Here is a 22,839-nt window from a genome sequence, read left to right as displayed (position 1 = left end):
GTGCGAACCGCGACGCGGCGCGCACGAGACGTTTCTTGATTCGTCAGATTCGGCCTTGATGGCCCGGAATGCGAGCCTGCCAGCCTATTAAATTTCGGCCCCGTTAAGGGCCGATACAACATTCATTCGCGCGGTGAGTTCCAGCCATACGGCTTTATTGCCAATCGTTTAGCGGGCATTTCCGCCGCTTACGATCAGTTTTCGGAAAAGTAACTCTGCAGGGTGCGGACCTCAAGGTCCCCGCCCAGATAGGCGCGGATGCCCTGGGCGGCCGCCACAGCACCCGAAAGAGTGGTGTAATATGGCACTTTATGCAAGAGGGCAGCGCGCCGCAATGAACGGCTGTCGGCCAGCGCCTGGGGGCCTTCGGTGGTGTTGAAGACGAGCTGGATGTCGCCATTGGTGATGGCATCGACGATATGCGGCCGTCCCTCCAGCACCTTGTTCACCTTCTCGGTCGGTACGCCAAAGTCGGTAAGGAAACGCTGGGTGCCTGAGGTGGCCATCACCTTGAAGCCGAGCGTGTGCAACAGTTTTACCGCGTCCGCAATGCGGGTCTTGTCGTCCTCGCGCACCGAGACGAACACCGTGCCCTTGCGCGGCACGCGGGTGCCGCCGCCGAGCTGGCTCTTGGCGAAAGCGACCTCGAACGAACGGTCGATGCCCATCACCTCGCCGGTCGAGCGCATTTCCGGCCCCAGCACGGTATCGACGCCGGGGAAGCGCGCGAACGGGAATACCGATTCCTTGACGCCGACATGGCCGAGCTTCTGTTTCTTCAAATTGAAGTCCGTGAGCTTCTCGCCGGCCATGATTCTCGCCGCGATCTTGGCGACCGGCGTGCCGACCACTTTGGCGACGAACGGCACGGTGCGCGACGCCCGCGGATTGACCTCGAGCACGTAGATGTCGCCGTCCTTGATGGCGTATTGCACGTTCATCAACCCGACCACGTCGAGGCCGAGCGCCATTTCGCGCGTTTGCCGCTCCAGTTCGGAGATCATCTGGGCGTCGATCGAATGCGGCGGCAGCGAGCAGGCGGAATCGCCGGAGTGGATGCCGGCTTCCTCGATATGCTCCATGATGCCGACGATGAAGGTGTCCTTGCCGTCGCAGAGGCAGTCGACGTCGATCTCTATAGCGTCGGACAGATAGCGGTCGAACAGCAACGGATTGGTACCCAGCACGGTGTTGATCTGACCGGTCTTGTCGTTCGGGTAGCGCGCCTTGACGTCACCCGGCACCAGTTCGGGCAGGGTGCCGAGCAGATAATCGTTGAGCTGGTTTTCCTCACGGATGATCTGCATCGCGCGGCCGCCCAGCACATAGGACGGGCGCACCACCAGCGGCAGGCCGAGATCGGATGCCACCAGCCGCGCCTGCTCGACCGAATAGGCGATGCCGTTCTTCGGCTGCTTCAGCCTGAGCTTGTCGAGCACGCGCTTGAAGCGGTCGCGGTCTTCGGCAAGGTCGATGGCGTCGGGCGAGGTGCCGAGGATCGGCACGTCGGCGGCTTCCAGCGCGCGGGCAAGCTTGAGCGGGGTCTGGCCGCCGAACTGCACGATGACGCCATGAAGCGTGCCGTTCTTGCGCTCGGTCGCGATGATCTCGAGCACATCTTCGGCGGTGAGCGGTTCGAAGTACAATCTATCCGCGGTGTCGTAGTCGGTTGACACGGTTTCCGGATTGCAATTGATCATGATGGTTTCGTAGCCGGCGTCATCCAGCGCGAAGCAGGCATGGCAGCAGCAATAATCGAATTCGATGCCCTGGCCGATCCGGTTGGGGCCGCCGCCGAGAATGATGACCTTCTTCTTGTCGGAGGGCGCGCTCTCGTCCGCGAGTGCGCCGGCGAATGGCGATTCATAGGTCGAATACATGTAGGCGGTGGGCGACGCGAACTCGGCCGCACAGGTATCGATGCGCTTGAACACCGGGCGGACGCCGAGCGCATGACGCTTGGCGGTCACGTCGGCCTCCGATGATTCGGACAGCACCGCGAGCCGCGCGTCGGAAAAGCCCATGCCCTTCAGAGTCCGCATCCCGAACGCATTCCCCGGCAATCCGTTGGCCTTGATCTTGGCTTCCATCGCGACGATGCCGCGCATCTCGCTGAGGAACCAGGGGTCGATCTTGCAGGAGGTGAAAATCTCGTCGTCGGTCCAGCCGAGCCGCATCGCCTGGGCCACCTGCAGAATCCGGTTCGGCGTCGGCGTGCCAAGTGCCGCGCGGATCGCATTCTTGTCGTCGCCGCGGCCGAGCCCCTCGATCTCGATTTCATCGAGGCCGGTGAGGCCGGTTTCGAGGCCGCGCAGCGCCTTCTGCAGGCTTTCCTGGAAGGTGCGGCCGATCGCCATGACTTCGCCGACCGACTTCATCGACGTCGTCAGCGTGTGCGAGGCGCCGGGAAACTTTTCGAACGCAAAGCGTGGAATCTTGGTGACGACGTAATCGATGGTCGGCTCGAACGAGGCCGGGGTCGCACCCCCGGTGATGTCGTTGGCGATCTCGTCCAGCGTATAGCCGACCGCGAGCTTGGCTGCGACCTTTGCAATCGGAAAGCCGGTGGCTTTGGACGCGAGCGCGGACGAGCGCGACACCCGCGGATTCATCTCGATCACGACCATGCGGCCGTCGGCGGGATTGACCCCGAACTGCACGTTGGAGCCGCCGGTCTCGACCCCGATCTCGCGCAGCACCGCCAGCGAGGCGTCGCGCATGATCTGATATTCCTTGTCGGTCAAGGTCAGGGCAGGCGCCACCGTGATGGAATCGCCGGTATGCACGCCCATCGGATCGAGGTTCTCGATCGAACAGATGATGATGCAATTGTCCTTCTTGTCGCGCACCACCTCCATCTCGAACTCTTTCCACCCCAACACGCTTTCCTCGATCAGGACTTCGTCGGTGGGAGAGGCGTCGATGCCGCGTTCGACGATCTCGATGAATTCGTGTTTGGTGTAGGCGATGCCGCCGCCGGTGCCGCCCATGGTGAAGGACGGGCGGATGATCGCGGGCAGGCCGATGTCGTCGAGCGCGCGCAGCGCGTCGGGCAAATTCTTGGTCTGGATCGAGCGCGGCGTTTCCAGCCCGATCCGGGTCATGGCCTCGCGGAAACGGCCGCGGTCTTCCGCCTTGTCGATGGCGTCAGCGGTGGCGCCGATCATCTCGACGTCGAATTTTGCCAGCGTGCCCTGCTTGCGCAGGCTCAGCGCGCAGTTCAGCGCGGTCTGTCCGCCCATGGTCGGCAGCAGCGCAAAGCCGCCGGGAAGGATGTAGCGTTCCTTCTCGATGATCTTGGCGACGATTTCCGGCGTGATCGGCTCGATATAGGTCGCGTCCGCCAGCTCCGGGTCGGTCATGATCGTCGCCGGATTGGAATTGACGAGGACGATGCGGTAGCCCTCTTCCTTCAGCGTCTTCACCGCCTGCGTGCCGGAATAATCGAATTCGCAGGCCTGGCCGATCACGATGGGACCGGCGCCGATGATCAGGATGGTGGAGATGTCGGTTCTTTTGGGCATCAGGTCTCGCGGCTGGAATTTGGGCACAAAAAAAGGGCGCGCCGTCGCGCGTCCCTTGAGCCAAAGCGGGAGGTTACCCTCGCGCGCGGGGTGGTCTTTAGACCAGATTCCGCACCCGCGAAAGGCCCAAAAAGGCCCCATCAACCGGCAAATTCAGGGATTTTGCGCTCGGTCCGCCGTCGCGCAGGGCGCTTCGGCGCGGCCCCAGTCCGTCTACGCTTCCGCTTCGCTCCAGTTACACCGGACACGCTTTGCCCCGCCGGTCTCGCGTGGCTGCGCCACGCGTAGCCCCTCAGGGCGAAGCGTGGAGGCCCGGCCTGGATTTGAACCAGGATATAGAGCGATGCACCGCTCTCGCGTGGGAAGCTTTCCGCCACCGGGCCGGCGCGATCATCGCCGATCGCGCCACGGTGAGCCATGCTTGCCCTTCATTAACCCTAACTGGCCGGATCCTGACCGGCCCGGTCCAGATCGGCCCGATCCAGACCGGCTTGATCCTAAGTGGCTTGATCCCAAGTGGACTGGGCCCGGTCGAAGGCGTGCCGCGCCACAAACGTCATCCGCCACGGATTGTGCCCGATATTGACGGGGGCGCGCGAGGCGGTGAAACCGGCGGCGGCGAGTTTTTGGATCATCTCGCTTTCGCCGTAGCGCTGCAGGCCGACCCGCGTTCGCAATTGCCGGTAGTCGGACAGGGCCGTGCTGGCCAGGCCGTAAAACGCATCTTTCAGGAAGCCGTGGGTGGCCGCGAATTTCAACAGCGCCAGCACGTCCCTGATCATGCCGACCTCGGGCCGCAGGATATCGCCGAGCACCAGCCGTCCGGAGGGCTTTAGCAGCCGCCGGATCACGGCAAGTGCGGAATCCAGCTCAGCCGAGGCCATGTATTGCGCGACCGAATTCATGATGACGAGATCGACCGACTTCTCGTCCATCTTCCGCAGATCATCCAGCGAGCGGACGCGGATCTTGGTGTTTGGCGCAAAGCGCGCGATCAGCCGGCCGCGGACACCGGGCGCGGGCTCGGCGAGATAAAGCTTGCCGCACGCCTCCGCCACCTTGGCCGCGGACAGGGCCTCGCCACAGGCATAGTCCAGTACCACCGCATCGGGCGAGGAGATGTAGCCGATGATATCCCTGGCGATGAGCTGGAAATGCAGGTCGCGATGCAGCTTGCTCGCATAAATCGTATGCGTGGAATCGTAATAGTCGATCCAATCATCCATGCGTGCAGCGTCCGGCGAATCTGGGGCTCCGGCGGCAGGAACCGGCGGGTCAGTGATGCGTTAGGTGGTTCGGCGGTCAATGTCCAATACCGCCGATGTCCGGTTTCCTAACAGGAAGGTCCAACGTGAGCAAAGCCAAGCCTGAGAACAAGTCCGGCAAAGTGTCCCCCGATCTCGATACGCCGAGCGACCTGCCGCCGGCAGCCGTCGACAAGATCTCGGCATCGCTCAACACGCTGCTGGCCGACGCCTTTGCGCTTTACCTCAAGACCAAGAATTTCCACTGGCATGTCAGCGGCCGGCATTTTCGCGACTATCATCTGATGCTGGACGAGCAGTCGGACGCAATTTTCGCCACCACCGACCAGCTCGCCGAACGCGTCCGCAAGCTCGGCGGCACCACGCTGCGCTCGATCGGGCAGATCGCCAAGCTGCAGACCATCCAGGACAATAACGAGGCCTACGTCCCGCCGCGCGATATGCTGCGCGAGCTGATGGAAGACAACAAGCACATCGCTGCCGCCATGCGAAAGGCCCACAAGCTCGCGGATGACCACGAGGATTCCGGCACCGCCGGTCTGCTAGAGACCTTCATCGACGAGACCGAGCGCCGCACCTGGTTCCTGTTCGAAGCCAGCCGTCAGGAAGGCAGCAACGCGGCGTAGGGCAGCTCTTTCTTGCCCTCTCCCCTTGTGGGAGAGCCATGTGACCAGTTTTGCCTGCACCGCCGCCTGACCGTCGGCTGCCTTCAACGCTGACTTCACAGCTTGCGCTGGATCGCCGATTGCGACAGCATACATTTCGTGGCCGATTTCATCGTCATCCTTGACGACAGAGACCGTCACCATCCATCCCGTCATTGAAATCTGCTCCTTAGGCTGCACGCGTCGCATCGGCGGGGCGAGCAGGCGATGTCCGCTCCACCCCCAATAATGCGGGCAGTCAAGTATGGGCGACTTTCACGTCAGAAAAGTGCGATTCGCGTTCGGATTAATTGCTTCCGCGACCGTTAGCGTGGTTCGTCTGGCTTGAGCCTGCTGCATCGGCGAGGCGTTTCGTATCGCGGAGAACCGGGTAAATCGCAACGCCCGTAATTGCGCTCCAGAAGACCGCGCCAAACATCCGGATGAAATCGGTACTAGACAAAACGAAGCCCGACAGCGCCATACCAAAACCTGAGGAAATCATACTGAAGAAAATACAAGACCACAGAAATTGAGTTGCGTGCTTCTTTGCAGTCTCGCTGACAGCCAAGCGCCGGACCTCGCGGCGCGTCCAGAGCAGGTCGGAAATGAGAGAAACGCCGAATAAGACCATGACTGTGAAGTAAGGAATATCGAAGGGCTTGATCGAACGGACAAGGCAGAAACCACAAACAAACGCCGAGAGTGCAGCGCAAAAGGCATGGGTCAGCAGCCTTCCCTTAATGGAGTTCATTGCGGTTACAGGAAAGCGCTCTCTCAAGGCAGCTACAAAGAGGCCGATGCCAAGGGCGCTCAGTAAACACCCGACCACGATGGAAAGCGCCTTCTCGATGTTGGCCAGGGGATCGTCACCCACAATTCTGTCGAAAAAGATCCTGTCGATTCCAACACACAGCAGGCCAAGAGCGGCAAGCAGCGTAAGCCACCGGGCTTTCGGTTGATCGTTCATCTCTTGGTTCAGGTCAGGCACGATCTTCCCCAAAAGGGTCGCAGAACCGACAAAGCCCAAGAATTCCGTGCATGAGATGGTTACACTGTCGAAGGAGGCCACGCAAATTGACCTCCATGAACAATTCCGGTCGCCACCAAGCGACAATCAAATCAGTAAATCTTGACTGGCGAAATGGGGTCGAGATCAAATATTCGCTGCGGAAATTCAGAGCCAAATTCGGCGCTATGGATCAAAAGCGGGTGAACCAAGCATTTCAGTGACGCTCGAGCGAATAGACAGAAGGCCGGCCTTCGCAACTTGGTCCCAAGCCTCACATCAGTTTTGCTTGGTCAGATATTTCAGCATGGTGTTGCAGGCTTCCTCGGCCTCGGCGAAAGTATTGAAGGGCGAGCCGCCGATCTTGATCGCGCCACTGCTGTGATGAATGGGGCGCCATGACGCCACATAGCCAGGCCGCCCGCGAAAGCCGGGGCCGACGGGGCTCTCGTAGGTGATCACGAACGAAAAGCCGTCGCTGCTCGTGCTCCAGATTTCCATGTCCTCGACGGCACGGTGGAATTGCAAGCCATCCGCAGTCATTCACCTGCCATTTTTCATCAAACTCTCCGCCCCGTGAAACCTCGGGACGGAAGCGCCCTGAGAGGTTCAGCACCGGGGTCGTCATCCGGCAGGATGAAATCGAAGCCCGCTGGACCGGGATCAGCTCCTGAGAGCGCGTGGCTTTCTTCTCGATGATGAACTTTCAGCGACAGCTTCAATTCATGCGCTCTCGCTGAATTGGGCTCAGCAGACTGGCGTCCTGAAAGGAACTGCGTCATTTGCTCCTCCCACAGATAACCTCTCTCGCCAATGTATTAGGGCTGCCACGTCGCCGATAACGCCCTCACCTCTCGCTGGGCGCGATATCGGAAGGTACTCTGTAGACCGTTAGCCGAACACCAAAGTGATCTAAGCGCAACATTCTCTCGGGGGTAGAGTATGCCCTTCACGGAGTACTCCGTTTGATCAGGCAAATCATCCCGAGTCAGTTGGAGCTCATTGTCTCGGGTACGACACGCATCAGACCGTCGTCCTCGATATCGTGCGACGGCCGAAAGCGACGCCGATCCACGAGCTGGAACGCTACCTGCGCGGCAAGGATTGCTCGGAGATCACCCAAGGTAAGATCGCTCCTATAATCCACCATCGTTGTGATGGCCTCCTCGGTTGCGATAAAGCCTCTACGCGCCGCACACGACCGGTCAAAACCCACACCGCGTCCAGTTACGAAATGACGGGCACTACCCGCACCAATCCTCCCGGCGGGATGTTTGAGCGGCGGCTTTTTCTTCAATTCATTAACAGGCTGCTGGTGCTTCTGACCACCGACGAGGAGCGCGATGCCTGGATGCGCGCGCCGTGGGATGAGGCGAAGGGGCTGTAGCGGCCGCTGCCGGATGACGGGCTCAAGATCGTGATGCGCGGCGCGGAGAAAGAAGATCGGGCGGCGGTATAGACGAGGAGCGTGGTGATGGATGCCGAGCGGGGAAACGGAAAAAGGATGCTTCCATCAATAGAGGAGAAGGCGTCCGGATCGGCGTTATGCGTGCGATAAACCGCCAAAGTGAACTGGAAGTGAAACATTCGAAGGCGCTGCGAGTTACTCGGGTCCGTATGATCCCGGTGTTTCAGACTGGAGCGTTGACTGCTGGCACATGTGTTGCGCACGATCAGGCTTGGCTGGGGATTTCAGGGCCCAGTGCAATAAACAACGCCGCCTAGCGAGCATATTCCGCTAGAGCGGCGTTGCGCTCTTGCATTCGATCCATCTGCTGATAAGCAGCGCCGCTGCGCTCGCGTTGTCATGAAACTTTTACCTCCGCCTGCTCGTATCTTAACGGCTGGCTATGGCCTCTGCCGTGGGGCAGAACAATTGATGTGGTCGGCAGGGGCCGCCTGAATTTCAGAGCAAGGCGGGCGGCCCCACCGTGCCGGTCACCGGTTTGTTTGGGACAGCAGATGGAACGCACGCTGTCAGGACTGGAAAAGCAAGCTGCCGACGCACTGCGCCGGGCAAGACAGCTACCCGTCGGCGCGGAGCGCAACGATTTGCGGCAGCTCGCCATGGGGCTTCTCTGGCTGCATCGGAACGGTATGGACGCCTTAATGAACGAGCGCTCTGCAGCGCGAGCGCTGCCGAAGGCTGTCATCGAGCCGACCTCCCCAAAGGTCATGCCGGTGATTTTCACGACCGACGAAGAGCTCGACGTTTGCATGCGCCCGCCTTGGAACGAGACGAGGGCATGACGCGGTCAAGATGGTGATGCGGGAGCGGGCTAGGAGCATATGGCAATGTCATTGGGATGCATGCTGCCATGCCGTTTGTTTGCGAGAGCGATACGGCGCGGTAAGTGGACGGGCAGCTATGTTGAGCCGTGGTTATATCGTGCTTGCATTAGGCAAGGCGGCAGGCCCACCGACTGTTCGGACGATGCTAGTGCTCATCCCTGGCCGGTCGGCACTTAGGATTTGACTCACGGTGCGGCGGGTTTCTTTATTCGGCCTTTGCCGAGGCATTCCGTGCATTTTGGGGGAAAGATTTTACGGCCCGGCTGCGTTGGCTGTTTGATCTTCTGAAACCCCGTGCCATCGCAGGCGGGGCAAACAACCTCACTCAAAACTTCAAGCGGTCTTTTCATCGCGATCAATCATTAAAACAAAAGTTGAAATCATTTGCGCGAGAATAACGGCTAGTGGCAACAGCGCAACGAAACTCGCCTCTTAACCTAACCAGTCAACGTTACCGCCTCTGGGGTTGTCTGCGGAGAGACGGACCTCCATCGCCTCACGCCGCTCCCGTTCAATCGACAGCAAGCCGAAATGGCTCAGTCCGTGAGCGCGCGCGTCTTCCTGCTAAACTCTAGTAATCGGTCATGAGACGAGCGGCGTTCTCGATAACTCTCACCGCTTCCGGCGCGCACGTCCGGCCGCTGACGCTTCACGAGCCGGGATGTCCGCGATCACCTCGTCGATTTCACTGCCGGTCAGCACGCGTTTGATCCGCAACACAAAGGCCGAAGGGGACCGGTTTTCATCTCTCGTGTTGATCGCGTCAGAGAGGCATTTGCCGGAAATTCCGCGCCTTGGCTTAATCGCGAACTTGGCGTAGCATTGGCATACTTTATGTCGCAGCGGACAAAACAAATGCGTCGCTTCCTGTTAATCTGCACGGCCATCACCTGTTTTGCGGGGGGATTGATTTTCCGTTCCTCTGAAGCGAATGCAGTCTCTTGGCGCGGCATCACCGCGCCGACGAACATCGACATTCACGGATGGCCGATCATCAAGGAGCCACCTCCCAGCCCATGCCAGTGGATACGGGTGAGCGGGGGCTGCTACGTCCGGCAGTGCATTTACTAGGCTGACATGGGCGGCATCGGCGTTAGCGACACCACGATCTGCGCGGCGGCTCGCCCCGCAAACAAAGGCACGCAACATGCCGCACTCCGGAGTCAAGTTCCTCGGCGAACAGTCGCTCAAGATGTTGGACTATCTCCTGCTTGACTAGGGCAGGCCACTCATTGAGCCGATCGACTGATGAAACGACGCCGACACAACAATGGCCCCGACGATATTGCACGTCGGGGCCATTCGAGATCATCAGGCCGGGTACATCCGCCGCGCCTTCCGATCAACGTGTCGCTGATTAATTGCGCCGATCTTGGGGACAATGTGGCAGCGACGTGGCCCCGGCGCGACCCTCATTCGGAGCAGCTCTTGTCACGATCCCTTCGCAGGTCGGCTTCAAGTTCTTCGACAATGACCCGAAGCAAACACGCGGCAGGCGGATCAGTAAGCTCCCGCGACAAAAGCTGATAATGCGCGATCTGAACTTCCTGCTCTCTGAGCTGGCGATTTGTCATGAGTAGTGCCCTCCGACAAACCGACGCAGAGACGGCCGAGTTGTTTCGCTAAAGTTTTCGGATCATTTTCTCTCTTACTGAGCCGACAAACCCACGGTTACTTGCGTCTTCACGACCGGCGGCGGATTCCATTTTCCGGTAAGCGCCTCCGACTTCGGGCTGTAGAGACGCATGGTCAGGTTGAAGGCTCCCTTCGGCGCCGGAAGCCAGTTGGCTTCGACGTCCTTGCCGGGACTTTCGTTCTGCAAGTACAGATCGAGCGAGCCGTCCGGATTGTATTTGAACGGCATCCAGCTGCTGACGGCGAAGCGGTTCAGGGCGTTGCCGACCTGGAATCCTTCCTGATCGTAGAGGGTGATCGACCAGAACGCATCGACCGGCGGGGTCGCGCCTTTCGCAAAGCTGATGGTGTATTTGTTGGTGCCATCGAGCGGCTTGCCTGAATCGTCGGCGAGATTGAGAGGATAGATGGCGTCCTCGACCAGGTTTGCGCCAAGTCCCTGCTGCGCGAGAATAGCTCGCTTCAGGTAATAGTTGCCATATACGCCCACCGTGTCGGTGTTCATCGACCAGCCATTAGTGACCCGCGCCAACGTCGGCAGCTTCCACGCCATCAGCTTCTGTCCGTCCTGCGGTGCGGTTTCGAGCGCGCGTTGCACGACCGGATCGAGCTTGCCGATATCAAAGCTCTTGCCGGGCTCGATTCCGATTTTCTTCATCCGCGCGATCATCGGCCGATCGGTGACATGCGGCGGGTGAAGCTTGAGCAACTCGGCCGCATAGGCGAAATACACGCCAGCCGTCATGGTATCGACCTGGACTTTTGGCGGCGTCTTCATGTCGACGCTCGGGTCGGGCTTGAATTCGACCGCCTTGGGCGCTTTGCCAAAATCGGAAAGCGGCGTGACCTTATAACCCGCCTGGATCTTGTGAACCGCGTCGTAGTCCGCCGGACCGTCCGTCTTGGTGCGGCCGATAAGCCAGACATAAGGCGTTGGCGCTTCGATGCGCTGCGTGTCCGCCGGAAGTTTGAACTCTTCGGCAAACCTGTCACGCAAATCCGGCCGCCAGCCGGCCGGCGCCAGCAGAATGGTCTGCGCCTTGGTACCAGTGGTTCGCCAGCCCGGCGACGCGAAAACATCGGTCCACATGTCGAGCATCGGCATCAGGTAATAGCGCCCGTTGGTATCGGGAACCGTGAGGACGATGGGCTCCTTGGTCATGTCGAGCCATGCGATGGAATACAGCGTGTCGAAGTTGGAGCGGACCACACCCTTGAAATCTGCCGGCGGGTATTCGGGCACGTTGATGAACATGTTCATCGGGCCCTTGCCGATTTCCTTGCCCGGTTCGATGTTGGTGAATTGCTTCCGCGTCACGTCCATCGACATGATGGAGTAGAAGTAAACATAGGCGTCCACCGCGATCGCGTGCGCCTCCTGCTCGGTGATGGCCGGGGCCGCTTGGGCCAGCGCCGCGGGCGCGGCCGCCGCGCCCAGGCAGAGAGACAATGTCAGCGTCAGAATTGCTCGAAACATGTCGAATCCTCCGTCTGATGTGTGCTGTCGTTATTTGCGATCCGTTTGTCTTCTGGAAAAAATCGGCTGATCGAGGTGGGGCATTCTCGCTCCGACGCGCGAGAGACGGCGTATGCAACAGAACGTGCGAAGCCCGCTGCACAACACGCCGATCGAACAGGATGGCTGTGAGCAGACGCTATAAAGCTAATCGCTGAAGGGCGTTTTCGGCTACCTCCACGAGTATTACTCTAGCACAAGCGAGAAATGAGGGCCAGTCGCGATCATCGTTTGATGCCGCCTCGTCGCGCCTGCCTGCCGGCAAGTTTATTCTTGCGACATTTCCGGCGCTTTTTAATTATTTCGCGCCATCGCGACGCGTTCAGAGCGCGTCACTGGGCATGTCCAGCGTGCGATCGCGCGCGACATGGAAGCTCCTCTACTCCTGTGATTGCGCCACAAGCGCCGGCTGCCGGTTCGCGAGCGTGCGCGCGATCGCCATGCCCGCGAACATCGCGATCACGAACAGGATCGATGCCGACGTGCCGTAGCCAAGCGCAACAAAAGCCGGGCCGGGACAGAGACCCGCCAGGCCCCAACCGATTCCGAAAATCGCAGGTCCCGAGACGACGCGGGAATCGATGTCGCTTCGGGCCGGCAGATGGAACGCTTCGGCAAAGACCGGCCGCGGCCGCTTCAGCACCAGCCGGAAGCCGATGAACGCGGTCGCCACCGCACCCATCATCACGAACGCCAGGCTCGGATCCCACGCGCCGTTGCGAATGGCCGCGAGGTCGAGAAAGTTCAGCACTTTTGCAGGATTGGACATGCCCGAAATCACGAGCCCAAGGCCGAAGATCAGGCCGATCGCAAACTGGATGACGACAGACATGGCGGACCTCACAGCAAATGCCTGATGATGAAGGTGGTCGCAAATCCCGTGGCCATGAAGACAGCTGTGGCGACGAGAGAACGGACCGACAGGCGGGAAATTCCGCAGACGCCATGCCCGGAGGTGCAGCCATTGCCCCACACCGAGCCGAAGCCAACCAGAAGACCCGCGAAGGCCAGTAGAACACCGCCGGTCTCGATCGATTGCGCCGGAAATTGTCCGGTTGCGAGCAGGAAGATGGACGGCACCGCAACCAGCCCGGCCAGGAACGCGATTCTTCCAGTCAGTTCGCGGTCGACGAACGGCGGCAGCAGGCGCGCGGCAATGCCGCTGACGCCGGCAATCCGCCCGCTGAAGGCCATCAGCATCACGGCGGCGAGCCCGATCAGGGCGCCGCCGGCCAGCGAAGCGATCGGTGTGAAGGTTGTTGTCATGTCTCACTCCAGTGGTGCCGCGACGAAGGTCTACCCGGGCTTCCATCGTTTCACCAGCGGTCCGTCTTCTCCTCGTACCGGATCGGTCTTCGGCAATTTCACCTGCGGAATTGTCTTCAACGCCTTGGCGTGATTTTCCGGCGTCGGCCGCGTGATCTGCATGGCGGGTCCGGGCGGGTAGGCGCCGACCACGCAAAAATCAGGGCTTGCGGAGATGCACTGATGCCCGGTGCCCGCGGGCAGGATGGCGACGTCGCCGGCTGATATGTCCAATTCTTTGCCGCGGTCGCCGCCGAAGCGCACGCGCGCACGGCCTCGCGCCACACCAAGCGCTTCATGCACGGTCGCATGATAGTGCAGATAGTCGTAGACGCCGTTGCGCCACATCGCGCCCCAGCCATTGGCGCCGAACAATCCCTCGATGGTTTTCTCGGGATGATCGTTGGCGACGTCGACCGCGCCCTTGTAGACCAGGAAGGGCATCGGATTGTTGGGAACGAGGCCGTCGTCGGCGAAGACGAAGCTGAGCGGTTCGATATCGGCGCTGACGACGGACATAAGTTTTCTCCGGTTTTCTCCGGCGTTCCGAGGGAGCGTGATCTCCGGACAAACCAAACCGTTTGTCCGACAGCCGTTCCTACTGGATTTTGAACTTGAGCACTTCGTCCTTGAACTTCAGCCCGTGTCCGGGCCGCTCCGGCGCGGTGATCATACCATTGGCAATCTCGGGCGGATCGACCCAGAGGTCGTCGATCAGCCCCATGTTCTCGCACCAGATGCCGTTCGGGATCGAGGCCAGCAGGTGCACGTTGAGTTCGGGAAACAGATGCGGCGCGATGGTGATGCCCCAGGTATCTGCAAGGGCTGCGATCTTGCGCAGATCCGTCATGCCGCCGCGCATCGGGTCGGGCTGCAGGATCGGCAGGCAGGGATTGATGAAGAACGGCCGCAGGTCGTAGCGCGTGAAATGGGTCTCGCCGCCGACGACGCGCAAATCGAGCGCCGCGGCGATGCGCTGGTAGCCGGCGAAATCGTCGGCCGGCACCGGCTCCTCCAGCCAGTAGATGTTGTATTGTTCGAACTTGCGTCCCATCTCGATCGCGACGTCGGCGCTCCAGCCCATATTGACGTCGATCATGATGTCGATGTCCGGCCCGAGCGCCTCGCGCATGCGGCGCACATTGTCGAGGTCCTGCGCGGGCGTATGGACATGCGCGACCTGCATCTTGATCGCTTTGTAGCCCTGCTTCACGAAATGCAGCGCCTTATCGATCATCCCGTCGCCGCCGGCGCCGCGGAAGCAGCCGGAGCCATAGATCGGGATTTGCGAGCGATAATGCCCCCACAGCCGGTGCAGCGGCAGCCCGGCGCGTTTTCCAACTGCATCCCACAGCGCGATGTCGATCGCCGACATCGCCATCGCGGCGATGCCGCCGCGGCCATAGGTCATCGTCGCCGTCCACAGATCGCGCCAGATCGCCTCGATCGCGGTGGCGTCCTTGCCCTTCACGCGCGGGATGATGCACTCGTCGAGACAGGCCGCGATCGACTTCATGCCGGGGCGGAACACGAACAGATAACCCATGCCGGTGATGCCACCTGCGGTCTCGACCTCGCAAATGAGAATGTCGCGCGTCGCGCCCAGCGCCTGGCCCTTGAGCCAGGGGTCGTCGGCCCAGGGCAGGCGCAACATCGTCACGCGCACGTCGCGAATCGTCATATCGGGGTTGGCGGAAGTCATCGGGCGTTTCCCTTTGTTGGCCAGGATCATGTTCGCCTGATCTCGGGCAGGGAAAGTCAACCACAGATGGCCGGCGCTGATCCAGCGCCGTCCGTCATGCCAGCAATGCGGGTCGCCCGGATTGTCTTATTGGCCTTTCGGAATCTCGAAAACCAGGCAGGTCGTGGTGGCGTGCGCCAGCAGGCGGCCCTTGGCGTCGGTGATGCGCACTTCCGCGGTGGCGGCGCGGCGGATTGCTTCGTCGCTTCGCTCCTCGCAAAGACGGTGGCGTGCGTTTTACGCCCGCTTGTTGGCACGCATCAGATCGGCGAACCGCTTGAACAGGTAATGCGAGTCGCGCGGGCCGGGCGAGGCCTCGGGGTGATACTGCACCGAGAACACCGGCTTGCCGTCGAGCTGGATGCCGCAATTGGAACCATCGAACAGCGAGATGTGGGTCTGCGTCGCGCCTTTCGGCAGCGTCGCCTGATCCACCGCAAAGCCGTGGTTCATCGAGGTGATCTCGACCTTGCCGGTGGTCTCGTCCTTGACCGGGTGATTGGCGCCGTGGTGGCCCTGATGCATCTTCTTGGTCTTGGCGCCGACGGCGAGGCCGAGCATCTGATGCCCTAGGCAAATGCCAAAGGTCGGCGTGCCCGACTCGATTACCTTCTGGATCACGGGCACCGCATATTTGCCGGTCTCGGCGGGATCGCCGGGGCCGTTACTCAAGAAAACGCCGTCCGGCTTCATCGCCAGAATGTCTTCGGCCGAAGTCGTCGCCGGCACCACGGTGATCTTGCAGCCTTCGCCTGCGAGCAGCCGCAGGATGTTGCGCTTGATGCCGTAGTCGATCGCAACCACGTTGAACTCGGGGGCGGTCTGGCGGCCAAAACCCTTTTCCCAGCCCCAGGGGGTCTCATCCCAGGTGAAGCGCTGGGCGGACGTCACCATCGGCACCAGGTCCATGCCCTCGAGGCCCGGCCATTCGCGCGCTTCTTCCTTCAGGCCATGCAGGTCGAACTGGCCGTCCTTGGCATGGGCGATCACGCCATTCGGCATGCCCTTTGAGCGGATCAGCGCGGTCAGCGCGCGGGTGTCGATGCCGGAAAGCCCGATGATGCCGCGCGCCCTCAGCCACGCATCGAGATGTTTGGTGGCGCGGTAGTTGGAGGGATCTGATATCGCGGAGCGCAGGATCACGCCGCGCGCGCCCGGCGTTGCCGCCATGTTCACCGTCTCGATGTCCTCGTCGTTGGTGCCGACGTTGCCGATATGCGGGAAGGTGAAGGTGATGAGCTGCCCGGCATAGGACGGATCGGTGAGGATCTCCTCATATCCGGTCATCGCGGTGTTGAAGCAGACCTCGCCGACGGCCTGGCCTTCCGCGCCGAGGCCGAAGCCTTCCAGCACGGTGCCGTCGGCAAGCACGAGCAGCGCGGTCGGTTTGTGGTCCGGCCAGGCCAAGGGGTTTTCAGGGATTGTCATGAGCGCATTACATAGTCGCCACATCCTGCCGCGTGAAGCCCAAAACGACGCGGATTCACACGCGTTTCCCGGCAAATTTGACAGGTGGTGCCGGGGTCTTAATCTGGGGTTCCATCTTGAGGGGCCGATTTCCGCCCAAAACCCGCCGATCCGGAGCCGCGCATGGACAATACGATGCCGATCCTGCTCGTTCCGGGCCTGGTGTCATCGCCGCGGATTTTCTCGCCCGTGGTCCCGGCCTTGTGGCGGTTCGGCCCGGTCACCATCGCCAACCACATCCGCGACGACAATATGGGGGCGATCGCCCGCCGGATCCTGGCCGAGGCGCCGCCGCGCTTTGCGCTGGCCGGGCATTCGATGGGCGGCTACATCGCCTTCGAGATCCTGCGGCAGGCGCCGGCGCGGGTCGCTAAACTGGCGCTGATCAACACCCAGGGCCGGCCGGACACGGCGGAAGCGACGACCCGCCGCCATGGCATGATCGCCCGCGCCAGGAGCGGCGAATACCGTGCCGTGCTCGACGAGCTTTTCCTTGGCTTCGTGCATCCATTGCGGCTGCAGGATGCCGTGTTGCGCCAGCTTGTCTACGACATGGGCGACGATGTCGGGCCGGAGGCGTTCATCCGCCAGCAGATCGCGGTCATCGGCCGGCCGGACTCGCGACCGTCGCTGGCGTGGATCAAATGTCCGACGCTGGTCTTGAGCGGCGACCAGGACAACACCATCCCGAACTCGCTCTCGATGGAGATGGCCAACGGCATCCCCGACGCGAAACTGAAAATCCTGCCGAATTGCGGGCATCTGCCGCAGGTGGAACAGCCGCAGGCGACCGCGGACGCGCTGGTCGAATGGCTGCGGAGCTAGTTGTTCTGGCGGCGCGAACAGCCTAGATCAGAGCCCTGAAAGCTTACGAGGACACCACGATGCTGCGCGACGACATCAATAACGCGGTCAAGGACGCGATGCGGGCCAAGGATGAGCGCAAGCTGTCCACGCTGCGCATGGTCAATTCGACCATCAAGAACGCCGATATCGCCGCGCGCGGAGAGGGCAAGCCGCCGCTCAGCGATGCTGATCTTCTGGGCGTGTTCCAGAAAATGATAAAACAGCGCCAGGAATCGGTCGAGCTCTACGACAAGGGCGGCCGCGCCGAACTCGCAGCCCAAGAGCGCGACGAGATCGCGATCATCTCGGCGTACCTGCCGAAGCAGATGTCGGACGACGACGTGAAGGCGGCGATATCAGCCGCGGTCGCGGAAACCGGCGCCGCCGGCGTGAAGGACATGGGCAAGGTGATCGCCGTGCTGAAGGCGAAGTACGCCGGGCAAATGGATTTCGGCAAAGCCAGCGGCATGGTGAAGGCGGCATTGGCGGGCTGAATTCTTTTTCACCTCTCCCCGCTTGCGGGGAGAGGTCGGATCGCCTCGGCGATGCGAAGCATCGTCAGGTGCGATCCGGGTGAGGGGGTACCGCTATTCAATCACGCAACGCCCGCGCGTGTCGAAAAAGCCCCTCACCCGCTCACTTCGTTCGCGACCTCTCCCCGTGAAGAACGGGGAGAGGTGAAAAAGAGAGTTAACATTTCAGGCATGCGTTCGCAGTCCGTTGCCCGTGGCGAGGCGTGCTGGACCTGTTGCCCAAAATAGGGAATTCTTCGCGTAGGTTTTGTACCCATTCGACAGGCAATTTCATGTCAGCCTCTGTCATCGACGGCGTTGACGCTGCACCTCCTCTGTTGTTTCAGCCGTTCACGGTTCGTGGCCTGACGCTGAAGAACCGTCTGGTGGTGCCGCCGATGGTGCATTATCGCGCCGGGCCCGGCGGCACCTGCGGCACCTTTCACAACGTGCATCTCGGCCGCTTTGCGCTCGGCGGCTTCGGGCTGGTTTTTGTCGAGGCCACGGCCGTCGAAGAGGTTGGCCTGATCAACGAGCATGACCTCGGCATCTGGAACGATGCGCAGGCGCAGAGCTTCAAGCCGCTGATCGCCTTCATGAAGGGCGAGAACACCGCGATCGGCATTCAGCTCGCGCATGGCGGACGCAAATCGTCCTCGCAGCGCGCGATGGACGGCATGGGCCCGCTCACGCCGGAACAGATCAAGGCCGGCGCCAGGCTGTGGCAACCGGTCGGCCCGACCAGCGAGCCGGTCGCGCCGGGATGGCTGACCCCGCACCAGCTCTCCACCGAAGAGTGCAGGGCGATGGTCGGCACCTGGGCGAACGCCGCCCGCAACGCGGTCGCCGCGGGCTTCGATACGATCGAGATCCACACCGCCCATGGCTATCTGCTGGCCTCGTTTCTCTCGCCGGTTTCCAATACGCGCAACGATGAATATGGCGGCGATCGCGCCGGGCGCATGCGCATGCCGCTCGAGATCGTCGAGGCGGTGCGCCGCGAAATGCCGGACACCATGCCGCTATTCGTTCGCGTCTCCGCGGTCGATGGCGCGCCGAACGGCTGGAACCTGGATGACACGGTGGCCTTTGCCCGGGAATTGAAGTCCAGGGGCGTCGACGTGATCGCTCCTCCGGCGGCATTTCAGGTTCGGCGACCGCAGCGCAAGTCCCGCGCGGGCTCGGTTTCCAGGTCCCCTACGCCGAGCGCGTCCGCAACGAAGTCGGCATTGCGTCGATGGCGGTCGGCATCATTCTCGAAGCGCGGCAGGCGGAAGCGATTTTGGAGAACGGGCAGGCCGACCTGATCGCGGTTGGCCGGCAATCCCAGTTCAATCCCAACATCGCCCATCACTGGGCCCATGATCTCGGCATCAACCGGAAGTTCGAGGATTGGGCCCCCGAATATGGTTGGTGGCTCGAGAAGCGCATCCGAACCATGGAAGGGTTCGCCACCCCGGTCGGGGTGGTCAAGCGAGCGCCGCGGGATGCCAATTCCGGGAAGTGACGCCGGCCTGCTTTCGGAACCGATGCGGTGAACGGCGGTTTCATCTGACATTAAACAACGGAGGAACGCGATGGCCGATCAGCAAGCCGCACCCGCCGGTCCCGACCTGTCGCAGGGGATAACGCTGTCCGAGTTCTCCGGCGCGACGCTGCTCGGCCATGTCGGCGATGAAGAAGTGCTGCTGGTGCGTTCGGGGGCGGAGATTTTTGCCATCGACGCCCATTGCAGCCATTATCACGGTCCGCTCGCGGAAGGCGTGGTGGATGGCGAAAGCATTCGCTGTCCCTGGCACCACGCCTGTTTCGATTTGCGCACCGGCGAAGCCACCCGCGCGCCGGCGTTGAATCCGCTGGCGGTCTGGAACGTCGAGCACGAAGGCGGCCGCATCTTCGTCCGGCAAAAGCGCGCGCAACCGAAGCCGCGCGTGATCGCCGCAGCCGATGCGCCCGGCAAAATCGTGATCGTCGGCGGCGGTGCCGCCGGCTTTGCCGCCGCCGAGATGCTGCTGCGCCAGGACTTTTCCGGCGGAATCGTGATGCTGAGCAGCGAAGCCGCAGCACCGGTGGACCGGCCGAACCTGTCAAAGGATTATCTCGCCGGCAGCGCGCCAGAGGACTGGCTGCCGCTGCGGCCGGACGATTTTTATAGAGGGGCCGCCATCGACCTGCGACTCAATACCGAGGTCGCATCGATCGACACGAGGGCGAAAGCCGTGGTCCTCGCCGGCGGCGAAACCATCGCCTACGACCGCTTGCTGCTGGCGACCGGCGCCGAGCCGGTGCGTCTGCCGATCCCGGGCGCCGACCAGCCCCATGTCCATGTATTGCGCTCGCTGGCCGATTGCCGGGCGATCATTGCCTCATCCGATGGCGCGCGCCGCGCGATCGTGATCGGTGCGAGTTTCATCGGGCTCGAGGCCGCCGCGTCGTTGCGCGCGCGGGATATCGAGGTCCACGTCGTCGGGCTCGAGCAGCGGCCGATGGAGCGTGTGCTCGGGCCCGCGATGGGTGATTTCGTCCGCGCCCTGCATGAAGAGCACGGCGTCATCTTCCACCTCGGCGATACCGTCACCGCGATCGACGGCAAGCGCGCAAGCTTGAAGAGCGGCGGCGTGATCGAGGCCGATGTCGTGGTGGTCGGGGTCGGCGTGCGGCCGCGGCTCGCGCTGGCGGAAAAGGCCGGGCTTGCGATCGACCGCGGCGTCGCCGTGAATGCCTATCTCGAAACCAGCGTCCCCGGCATCTATGCGGCCGGCGACATCGCGCGCTGGCCCGATCCGCATTCCGGCGAGAAAATCCGCGTCGAACATTGGGTGGTGGCCGAACGCCAGGGCCAGACCGCTGCGCGCAACATGCTGGGCGCGCGCGAAGCCTTCGACGCCGTGCCATTCTTCTGGAGCCAGCATTACGACGTGCCGATCAATTATGTCGGTCACGCCGAGAAGTGGGACGAGATCGCCGTCGACGGCGATATCGCCGGGAAAGATTGCCTGCTGCGCTACAGCAGCGGGGGCCGCGTGCTCGCCGTTGCGTCGATCTATCGCGACACTGCCAGCCTCGAGGCGGAACTGGCGATGGAGAAGGCAACGCGCTGAATTCCAGCCGTGAGCAGGCGCAGCCAGAATTTCAGTTCAACCGCAGGGGGTATTTTGCTGCTGCGACATTAAGTTTCAATATTTGACTGGAACAACCCTGGGGAAAGTAATACGATCGGCGCATCCCAGCGATGTGGCGGAGGGTGCGCTCCATGCCAAATGATTCCTTTCCCGGAACGGGAAACAAATACCTGGTCGATTTTGTAGAATTCAAAGTGGTCCTCTCCTTTACGTCGGCGACGTCGCTGACCTACGTCGTTCAAAATCCCGACGGATCGCCCGGGCAAACTGAAAACGTCGTCATCAAGACCGAAAATATCGGGCCCGATTTGTTTCTCGTCACCTGGCAGGAGGGCGACACGACCACGGTCGTGCATGTCGAGGATTACGGAAACAAGAAAATGATCACCAACATCACCAATCCGGGTAACCGCTTCGAGCAGCATCACGGCACCTTCGTGCAGTTGCCGGCGGACGGCGAGGGGCCCCCGACCTATGTCGACGACATCAGGCCGCTGTTCCGCAGCATGGATATCACCTGCATGGACTTGAAAGGGGTGAAACTGGAGGACCAGGCCTGGTTGAGCACGCCGGCCAACGCCCAGCGAGTCTTCACGGCCCTTTCAAGCGGCTTCATGCCGCCGGATGGGAGGTGGCCGCCGGAGAAGGTTGCGCTCTTCAAGAGCTGGATGGACGGCGGTTTTCATTGACCTCAACGATTGAGCCGGAGGCAGTCACATGCGCGGCGCTTTTTCAATTGCTTTGCTGTTGTCGATGTCGGGATTGGTTCAGCCGGGTTACGCCCAGGGCGCATTCCTGCCGTGGGGACAGCACTCCGACATGGTGGCCTGGGAAGGGTTCGCCCAGATAACGGCGCCAGCGGGCAATCCGAAAGCCAAGAAGGTCGAATTCGAAACCTGGGCGTCGGACGAGGATATCTATGTCAAGTCTCCGGCGCAGTGGCCGTCGGTCGATACCCCCAAGGTGCTACAACCCAGCGCGCTGGCGCGGGCCAGCATGAGAAGCGATGCCGTGGTTCGTCCGTTCGCCTTTACCACCGACTGTACCAAGCCGCAGGGATTGCCGCCGGGCACCGCCGCCGCCGGTTCGACATTTCCGCCGGGTGGCTGCATCGGCGAAGAGGTTCGGCGAAATTGGGCGTCATTTCAGTACATCGTGTTCAACGGACTGGATTCGCGCGCCGGACTTGGCAAGGCGTTCGCCAGCGGGCTCAAGGTCGATTTGCCGGCCGACGCCATCGAGTTCAAGGGCGATTGGGCCAGTGTTGCCGATGTCTCCAAATGGCTGGGCGTCGATGCCGGCGTGATCCGGGGACACTATTATACCTCGTCCACGATCATCACTGGCGTGGCGACCGAGATTGCGCTGCTGTCGTTCCACATCAGTTCGAAGCAGGTCAAGAATTGGGTCTGGTCGGATTTCGAAGGGGCGATGAATCCGGGGCGCTGCGACTTCATCGGATGCCGCGATTCGTTCGGCGCGGCCAATGCCAGCGTGACGCCGAATCCGGATCCCAATCGTCCCTACGGGGACTGCCCCAAGACACCGGCGTTGAAGTCGATGCTGGAGAGCGCCGGGACCGACGCGGTATGGCAGAATTACTGCCTGAAGGGGACGCAGGTGACGTTCCTGGACGAAAACGGCAAGCCGACCTTGCTGGGTAATTCCGTCATCGAGCCGCTGAATGCCAATGTGCCGATCTTGAAGTCGTCCTGCATCACCTGCCACGGCTACGCCTCGTTCGGCGAGAACGGCAAGATCAACTTCTTCGCGCTGCTCGATAACGCCAATAGCCCGACGGGGAATATCGATCCGTCGCACATGATCGATCCCGCCAACAAGAAGAATTTCACCTCGAACGATTTCATGTGGGGCATCAGTCTCTTCAATCTGAAGGCGCAATAGGCCTGAGAAATCGTCCCGCGCCCGGCCGCCGGCCACCGAACCTGTCGTTCGGGGCC

21 protein-coding genes, 1 tRNA gene and 2 pseudogenes are annotated in these 22,839 nt (G+C 61.6%); 11 read left to right on the top strand and 13 right to left on the bottom strand.

Annotation, left to right across the window (positions count from 1 at the left end):
* Nucleotides 1-194 precede the first annotated feature (194 nt).
* The 3 genes from carB to NL528_RS39135 form a co-directional block, all read right to left on the bottom strand.
* Complete coding sequence (gene carB, locus NL528_RS39145) at nucleotides 195-3,524, bottom strand: carbamoyl-phosphate synthase large subunit (protein ID WP_309179667.1); 3,330 nt, start codon at nucleotides 3,522-3,524, stop codon at nucleotides 195-197.
* A gap of 305 nt (nucleotides 3,525-3,829) precedes the next feature.
* A tRNA-His gene (locus NL528_RS39140) sits at nucleotides 3,830-3,907 on the bottom strand.
* A gap of 114 nt (nucleotides 3,908-4,021) precedes the next feature.
* Nucleotides 4,022-4,750 (bottom strand): class I SAM-dependent methyltransferase, encoded by a 729-nt coding sequence (locus tag NL528_RS39135; RefSeq protein ID WP_309179666.1) that lies wholly within the window; start codon nucleotides 4,748-4,750, stop codon nucleotides 4,022-4,024.
* 95 nt (nucleotides 4,751-4,845) lie between these two features.
* Between NL528_RS39135 and NL528_RS39130 the strand changes: the two genes are divergently transcribed.
* Nucleotides 4,846-5,415 (top strand): Dps family protein, encoded by a 570-nt coding sequence (locus tag NL528_RS39130; protein ID WP_375143935.1) that lies wholly within the window; start codon nucleotides 4,846-4,848, stop codon nucleotides 5,413-5,415.
* Between the two features lie 325 nt (nucleotides 5,416-5,740).
* Here NL528_RS39130 and NL528_RS39125 read toward each other — a convergent pair whose 3' ends face one another.
* Together NL528_RS39125 and NL528_RS39120 are read right to left on the bottom strand one after the other, a co-directional pair.
* The gene (locus NL528_RS39125) at nucleotides 5,741-6,505 is read right to left on the bottom strand and encodes a hypothetical protein (protein WP_309179664.1); all 765 of its coding nucleotides are present in this window, start codon (nucleotides 6,503-6,505) and stop codon (nucleotides 5,741-5,743) included.
* Nucleotides 6,506-6,721: 216 nt separating this feature from the next.
* Nucleotides 6,722-6,985: a hypothetical protein gene (locus NL528_RS39120; RefSeq protein ID WP_309179663.1), complete on the bottom strand. Its 264-nt coding sequence runs from the start codon at nucleotides 6,983-6,985 to the stop codon at nucleotides 6,722-6,724.
* Between the two features lie 772 nt (nucleotides 6,986-7,757).
* On the opposite strand from NL528_RS39120, the pseudogene NL528_RS47365 reads away from it, so the two are divergent.
* The 3 genes and pseudogenes from NL528_RS47365 to NL528_RS39105 all read left to right on the top strand — a co-directional run.
* Nucleotides 7,758-7,901, top strand: a pseudogene (locus NL528_RS47365) (SOS response-associated peptidase); the annotation flags it as partial.
* A 503-nt stretch (nucleotides 7,902-8,404) separates the two neighbouring features.
* Nucleotides 8,405-8,692 carry a hypothetical protein gene (locus NL528_RS39110; RefSeq protein ID WP_309179661.1) on the top strand — a complete coding sequence of 96 codons (288 nt, stop codon included), beginning with the start codon at nucleotides 8,405-8,407 and terminating at the stop codon, nucleotides 8,690-8,692.
* A gap of 703 nt (nucleotides 8,693-9,395) precedes the next feature.
* The gene (locus tag NL528_RS39105) at nucleotides 9,396-9,554 is read left to right on the top strand and encodes a hypothetical protein (RefSeq protein WP_309179660.1); all 159 of its coding nucleotides are present in this window, start codon (nucleotides 9,396-9,398) and stop codon (nucleotides 9,552-9,554) included.
* Nucleotides 9,555-10,146: 592 nt separating this feature from the next.
* Here the strand turns inward: NL528_RS39105 and NL528_RS39100 are convergent.
* The 8 genes and pseudogenes from NL528_RS39100 to carA all read right to left on the bottom strand — a co-directional run bounded on the left by NL528_RS39100 (nucleotide 10,147) and on the right by carA (nucleotide 16,359).
* On the bottom strand, nucleotides 10,147-10,308 hold the full coding sequence (locus NL528_RS39100) for a hypothetical protein (RefSeq protein WP_309179659.1): 162 nt from the start codon (nucleotides 10,306-10,308) through the stop codon (nucleotides 10,147-10,149).
* 74 nt (nucleotides 10,309-10,382) lie between these two features.
* Nucleotides 10,383-11,846 carry a DUF1254 domain-containing protein gene (locus NL528_RS39095; protein ID WP_309179658.1) on the bottom strand — a complete coding sequence of 488 codons (1,464 nt, stop codon included), beginning with the start codon at nucleotides 11,844-11,846 and terminating at the stop codon, nucleotides 10,383-10,385.
* A gap of 418 nt (nucleotides 11,847-12,264) precedes the next feature.
* Nucleotides 12,265-12,717 (bottom strand): DUF6691 family protein, encoded by a 453-nt coding sequence (locus NL528_RS39090; RefSeq protein WP_309179657.1) that lies wholly within the window; start codon nucleotides 12,715-12,717, stop codon nucleotides 12,265-12,267.
* A gap of 8 nt (nucleotides 12,718-12,725) precedes the next feature.
* Nucleotides 12,726-13,151 carry a YeeE/YedE thiosulfate transporter family protein gene (locus NL528_RS39085; protein WP_309179656.1) on the bottom strand — a complete coding sequence of 142 codons (426 nt, stop codon included), beginning with the start codon at nucleotides 13,149-13,151 and terminating at the stop codon, nucleotides 12,726-12,728.
* 30 nt (nucleotides 13,152-13,181) lie between these two features.
* On the bottom strand, nucleotides 13,182-13,709 hold the full coding sequence (locus NL528_RS39080; protein ID WP_309179655.1) for a cupin domain-containing protein: 528 nt from the start codon (nucleotides 13,707-13,709) through the stop codon (nucleotides 13,182-13,184).
* Between the two features lie 79 nt (nucleotides 13,710-13,788).
* Nucleotides 13,789-14,892 carry a mandelate racemase/muconate lactonizing enzyme family protein gene (locus tag NL528_RS39075; RefSeq protein WP_309179654.1) on the bottom strand — a complete coding sequence of 368 codons (1,104 nt, stop codon included), beginning with the start codon at nucleotides 14,890-14,892 and terminating at the stop codon, nucleotides 13,789-13,791.
* 126 nt (nucleotides 14,893-15,018) lie between these two features.
* Nucleotides 15,019-15,123: pseudogene (locus tag NL528_RS39070) on the bottom strand (PaaI family thioesterase); the annotation flags it as partial.
* Between the two features lie 45 nt (nucleotides 15,124-15,168).
* Complete coding sequence (gene carA / locus NL528_RS39065; protein WP_309179653.1) at nucleotides 15,169-16,359, bottom strand: glutamine-hydrolyzing carbamoyl-phosphate synthase small subunit; 1,191 nt, start codon at nucleotides 16,357-16,359, stop codon at nucleotides 15,169-15,171.
* 162 nt (nucleotides 16,360-16,521) lie between these two features.
* On the opposite strand from carA, the gene NL528_RS39060 reads away from it, so the two are divergent.
* The 7 genes from NL528_RS39060 to NL528_RS39030 all read left to right on the top strand — a co-directional run bounded on the left by NL528_RS39060 (nucleotide 16,522) and on the right by NL528_RS39030 (nucleotide 22,783).
* A complete protein-coding gene (locus NL528_RS39060; protein WP_309179652.1) occupies nucleotides 16,522-17,223 on the top strand; it encodes an alpha/beta hydrolase in 702 nt (233 codons plus the stop codon).
* A gap of 59 nt (nucleotides 17,224-17,282) precedes the next feature.
* Entirely contained in the window at nucleotides 17,283-17,738 is a 456-nt protein-coding gene (locus NL528_RS39055) for a GatB/YqeY domain-containing protein (RefSeq protein ID WP_309179651.1), read from the top strand.
* Between the two features lie 311 nt (nucleotides 17,739-18,049).
* Nucleotides 18,050-19,063 carry a hypothetical protein gene (locus NL528_RS39050; RefSeq protein WP_309179650.1) on the top strand — a complete coding sequence of 338 codons (1,014 nt, stop codon included), beginning with the start codon at nucleotides 18,050-18,052 and terminating at the stop codon, nucleotides 19,061-19,063.
* The gene (locus NL528_RS39045; protein ID WP_309179649.1) at nucleotides 19,039-19,263 is read left to right on the top strand and encodes a hypothetical protein; all 225 of its coding nucleotides are present in this window, start codon (nucleotides 19,039-19,041) and stop codon (nucleotides 19,261-19,263) included. Before NL528_RS39050 ends, NL528_RS39045 begins: the two co-directional genes overlap by 25 nt.
* Nucleotides 19,264-19,333: 70 nt before the next feature.
* Nucleotides 19,334-20,857: an FAD-dependent oxidoreductase gene (locus tag NL528_RS39040; RefSeq protein ID WP_309179648.1), complete on the top strand. Its 1,524-nt coding sequence runs from the start codon at nucleotides 19,334-19,336 to the stop codon at nucleotides 20,855-20,857.
* 152 nt (nucleotides 20,858-21,009) lie between these two features.
* Nucleotides 21,010-21,567, top strand: coding sequence for a hypothetical protein (locus NL528_RS39035; RefSeq protein WP_309179647.1), 558 nt, complete (start codon nucleotides 21,010-21,012; stop codon nucleotides 21,565-21,567).
* A gap of 28 nt (nucleotides 21,568-21,595) precedes the next feature.
* Nucleotides 21,596-22,783 (top strand): hypothetical protein, encoded by a 1,188-nt coding sequence (locus NL528_RS39030; RefSeq protein ID WP_309179646.1) that lies wholly within the window; start codon nucleotides 21,596-21,598, stop codon nucleotides 22,781-22,783.
* Nucleotides 22,784-22,839 lie beyond the last annotated feature (56 nt).

The organism is Bradyrhizobium sp. Ash2021, assembly GCF_031202265.1.
GTDB lineage: Bacteria > Pseudomonadota > Alphaproteobacteria > Rhizobiales > Xanthobacteraceae > Bradyrhizobium.
The sequence above is the reverse complement of the archived record's forward strand: the minus strand, read 5'-3'. Positions and strand labels throughout refer to the sequence as shown.

Bases quoted from the DNA above. Each gene is read 5' to 3' on its own strand.
- NL528_RS39095 (WP_309179658.1), bottom strand. From the start codon at position 11,846: ATGTTTCGAGCAATTCTGACGCTGACATTGTCTCTCTGCCTGGGCGCG.
- NL528_RS39090 (WP_309179657.1), bottom strand. From the start codon at position 12,717: ATGTCTGTCGTCATCCAGTTTGCGATCGGCCTGATCTTCGGCCTTGGG.
- carB (WP_309179667.1), bottom strand. From the start codon at position 3,524: ATGCCCAAAAGAACCGACATCTCCACCATCCTGATCATCGGCGCCGGT.
- NL528_RS39030 (WP_309179646.1), top strand. From the start codon at position 21,596: ATGCGCGGCGCTTTTTCAATTGCTTTGCTGTTGTCGATGTCGGGATTG.
- NL528_RS39080 (WP_309179655.1), bottom strand. From the start codon at position 13,709: ATGTCCGTCGTCAGCGCCGATATCGAACCGCTCAGCTTCGTCTTCGCC.
- carA (WP_309179653.1), bottom strand. From the start codon at position 16,359: ATGACAATCCCTGAAAACCCCTTGGCCTGGCCGGACCACAAACCGACC.
- NL528_RS39050 (WP_309179650.1), top strand. From the start codon at position 18,050: ATGTCAGCCTCTGTCATCGACGGCGTTGACGCTGCACCTCCTCTGTTG.
- NL528_RS39105 (WP_309179660.1), top strand. From the start codon at position 9,396: ATGTCCGCGATCACCTCGTCGATTTCACTGCCGGTCAGCACGCGTTTG.
- NL528_RS39035 (WP_309179647.1), top strand. From the start codon at position 21,010: ATGCCAAATGATTCCTTTCCCGGAACGGGAAACAAATACCTGGTCGAT.
- NL528_RS39130 (WP_375143935.1), top strand. From the start codon at position 4,846: ATGTCCGGTTTCCTAACAGGAAGGTCCAACGTGAGCAAAGCCAAGCCT.
- NL528_RS39040 (WP_309179648.1), top strand. From the start codon at position 19,334: ATGGCCGATCAGCAAGCCGCACCCGCCGGTCCCGACCTGTCGCAGGGG.
- NL528_RS39110 (WP_309179661.1), top strand. From the start codon at position 8,405: ATGGAACGCACGCTGTCAGGACTGGAAAAGCAAGCTGCCGACGCACTG.
- NL528_RS39100 (WP_309179659.1), bottom strand. From the start codon at position 10,308: ATGACAAATCGCCAGCTCAGAGAGCAGGAAGTTCAGATCGCGCATTAT.
- NL528_RS39060 (WP_309179652.1), top strand. From the start codon at position 16,522: ATGGACAATACGATGCCGATCCTGCTCGTTCCGGGCCTGGTGTCATCG.
- NL528_RS39055 (WP_309179651.1), top strand. From the start codon at position 17,283: ATGCTGCGCGACGACATCAATAACGCGGTCAAGGACGCGATGCGGGCC.
- NL528_RS39120 (WP_309179663.1), bottom strand. From the start codon at position 6,985: ATGACTGCGGATGGCTTGCAATTCCACCGTGCCGTCGAGGACATGGAA.
- NL528_RS39085 (WP_309179656.1), bottom strand. From the start codon at position 13,151: ATGACAACAACCTTCACACCGATCGCTTCGCTGGCCGGCGGCGCCCTG.
- NL528_RS39075 (WP_309179654.1), bottom strand. From the start codon at position 14,892: ATGACTTCCGCCAACCCCGATATGACGATTCGCGACGTGCGCGTGACG.
- NL528_RS39135 (WP_309179666.1), bottom strand. From the start codon at position 4,750: ATGGATGATTGGATCGACTATTACGATTCCACGCATACGATTTATGCG.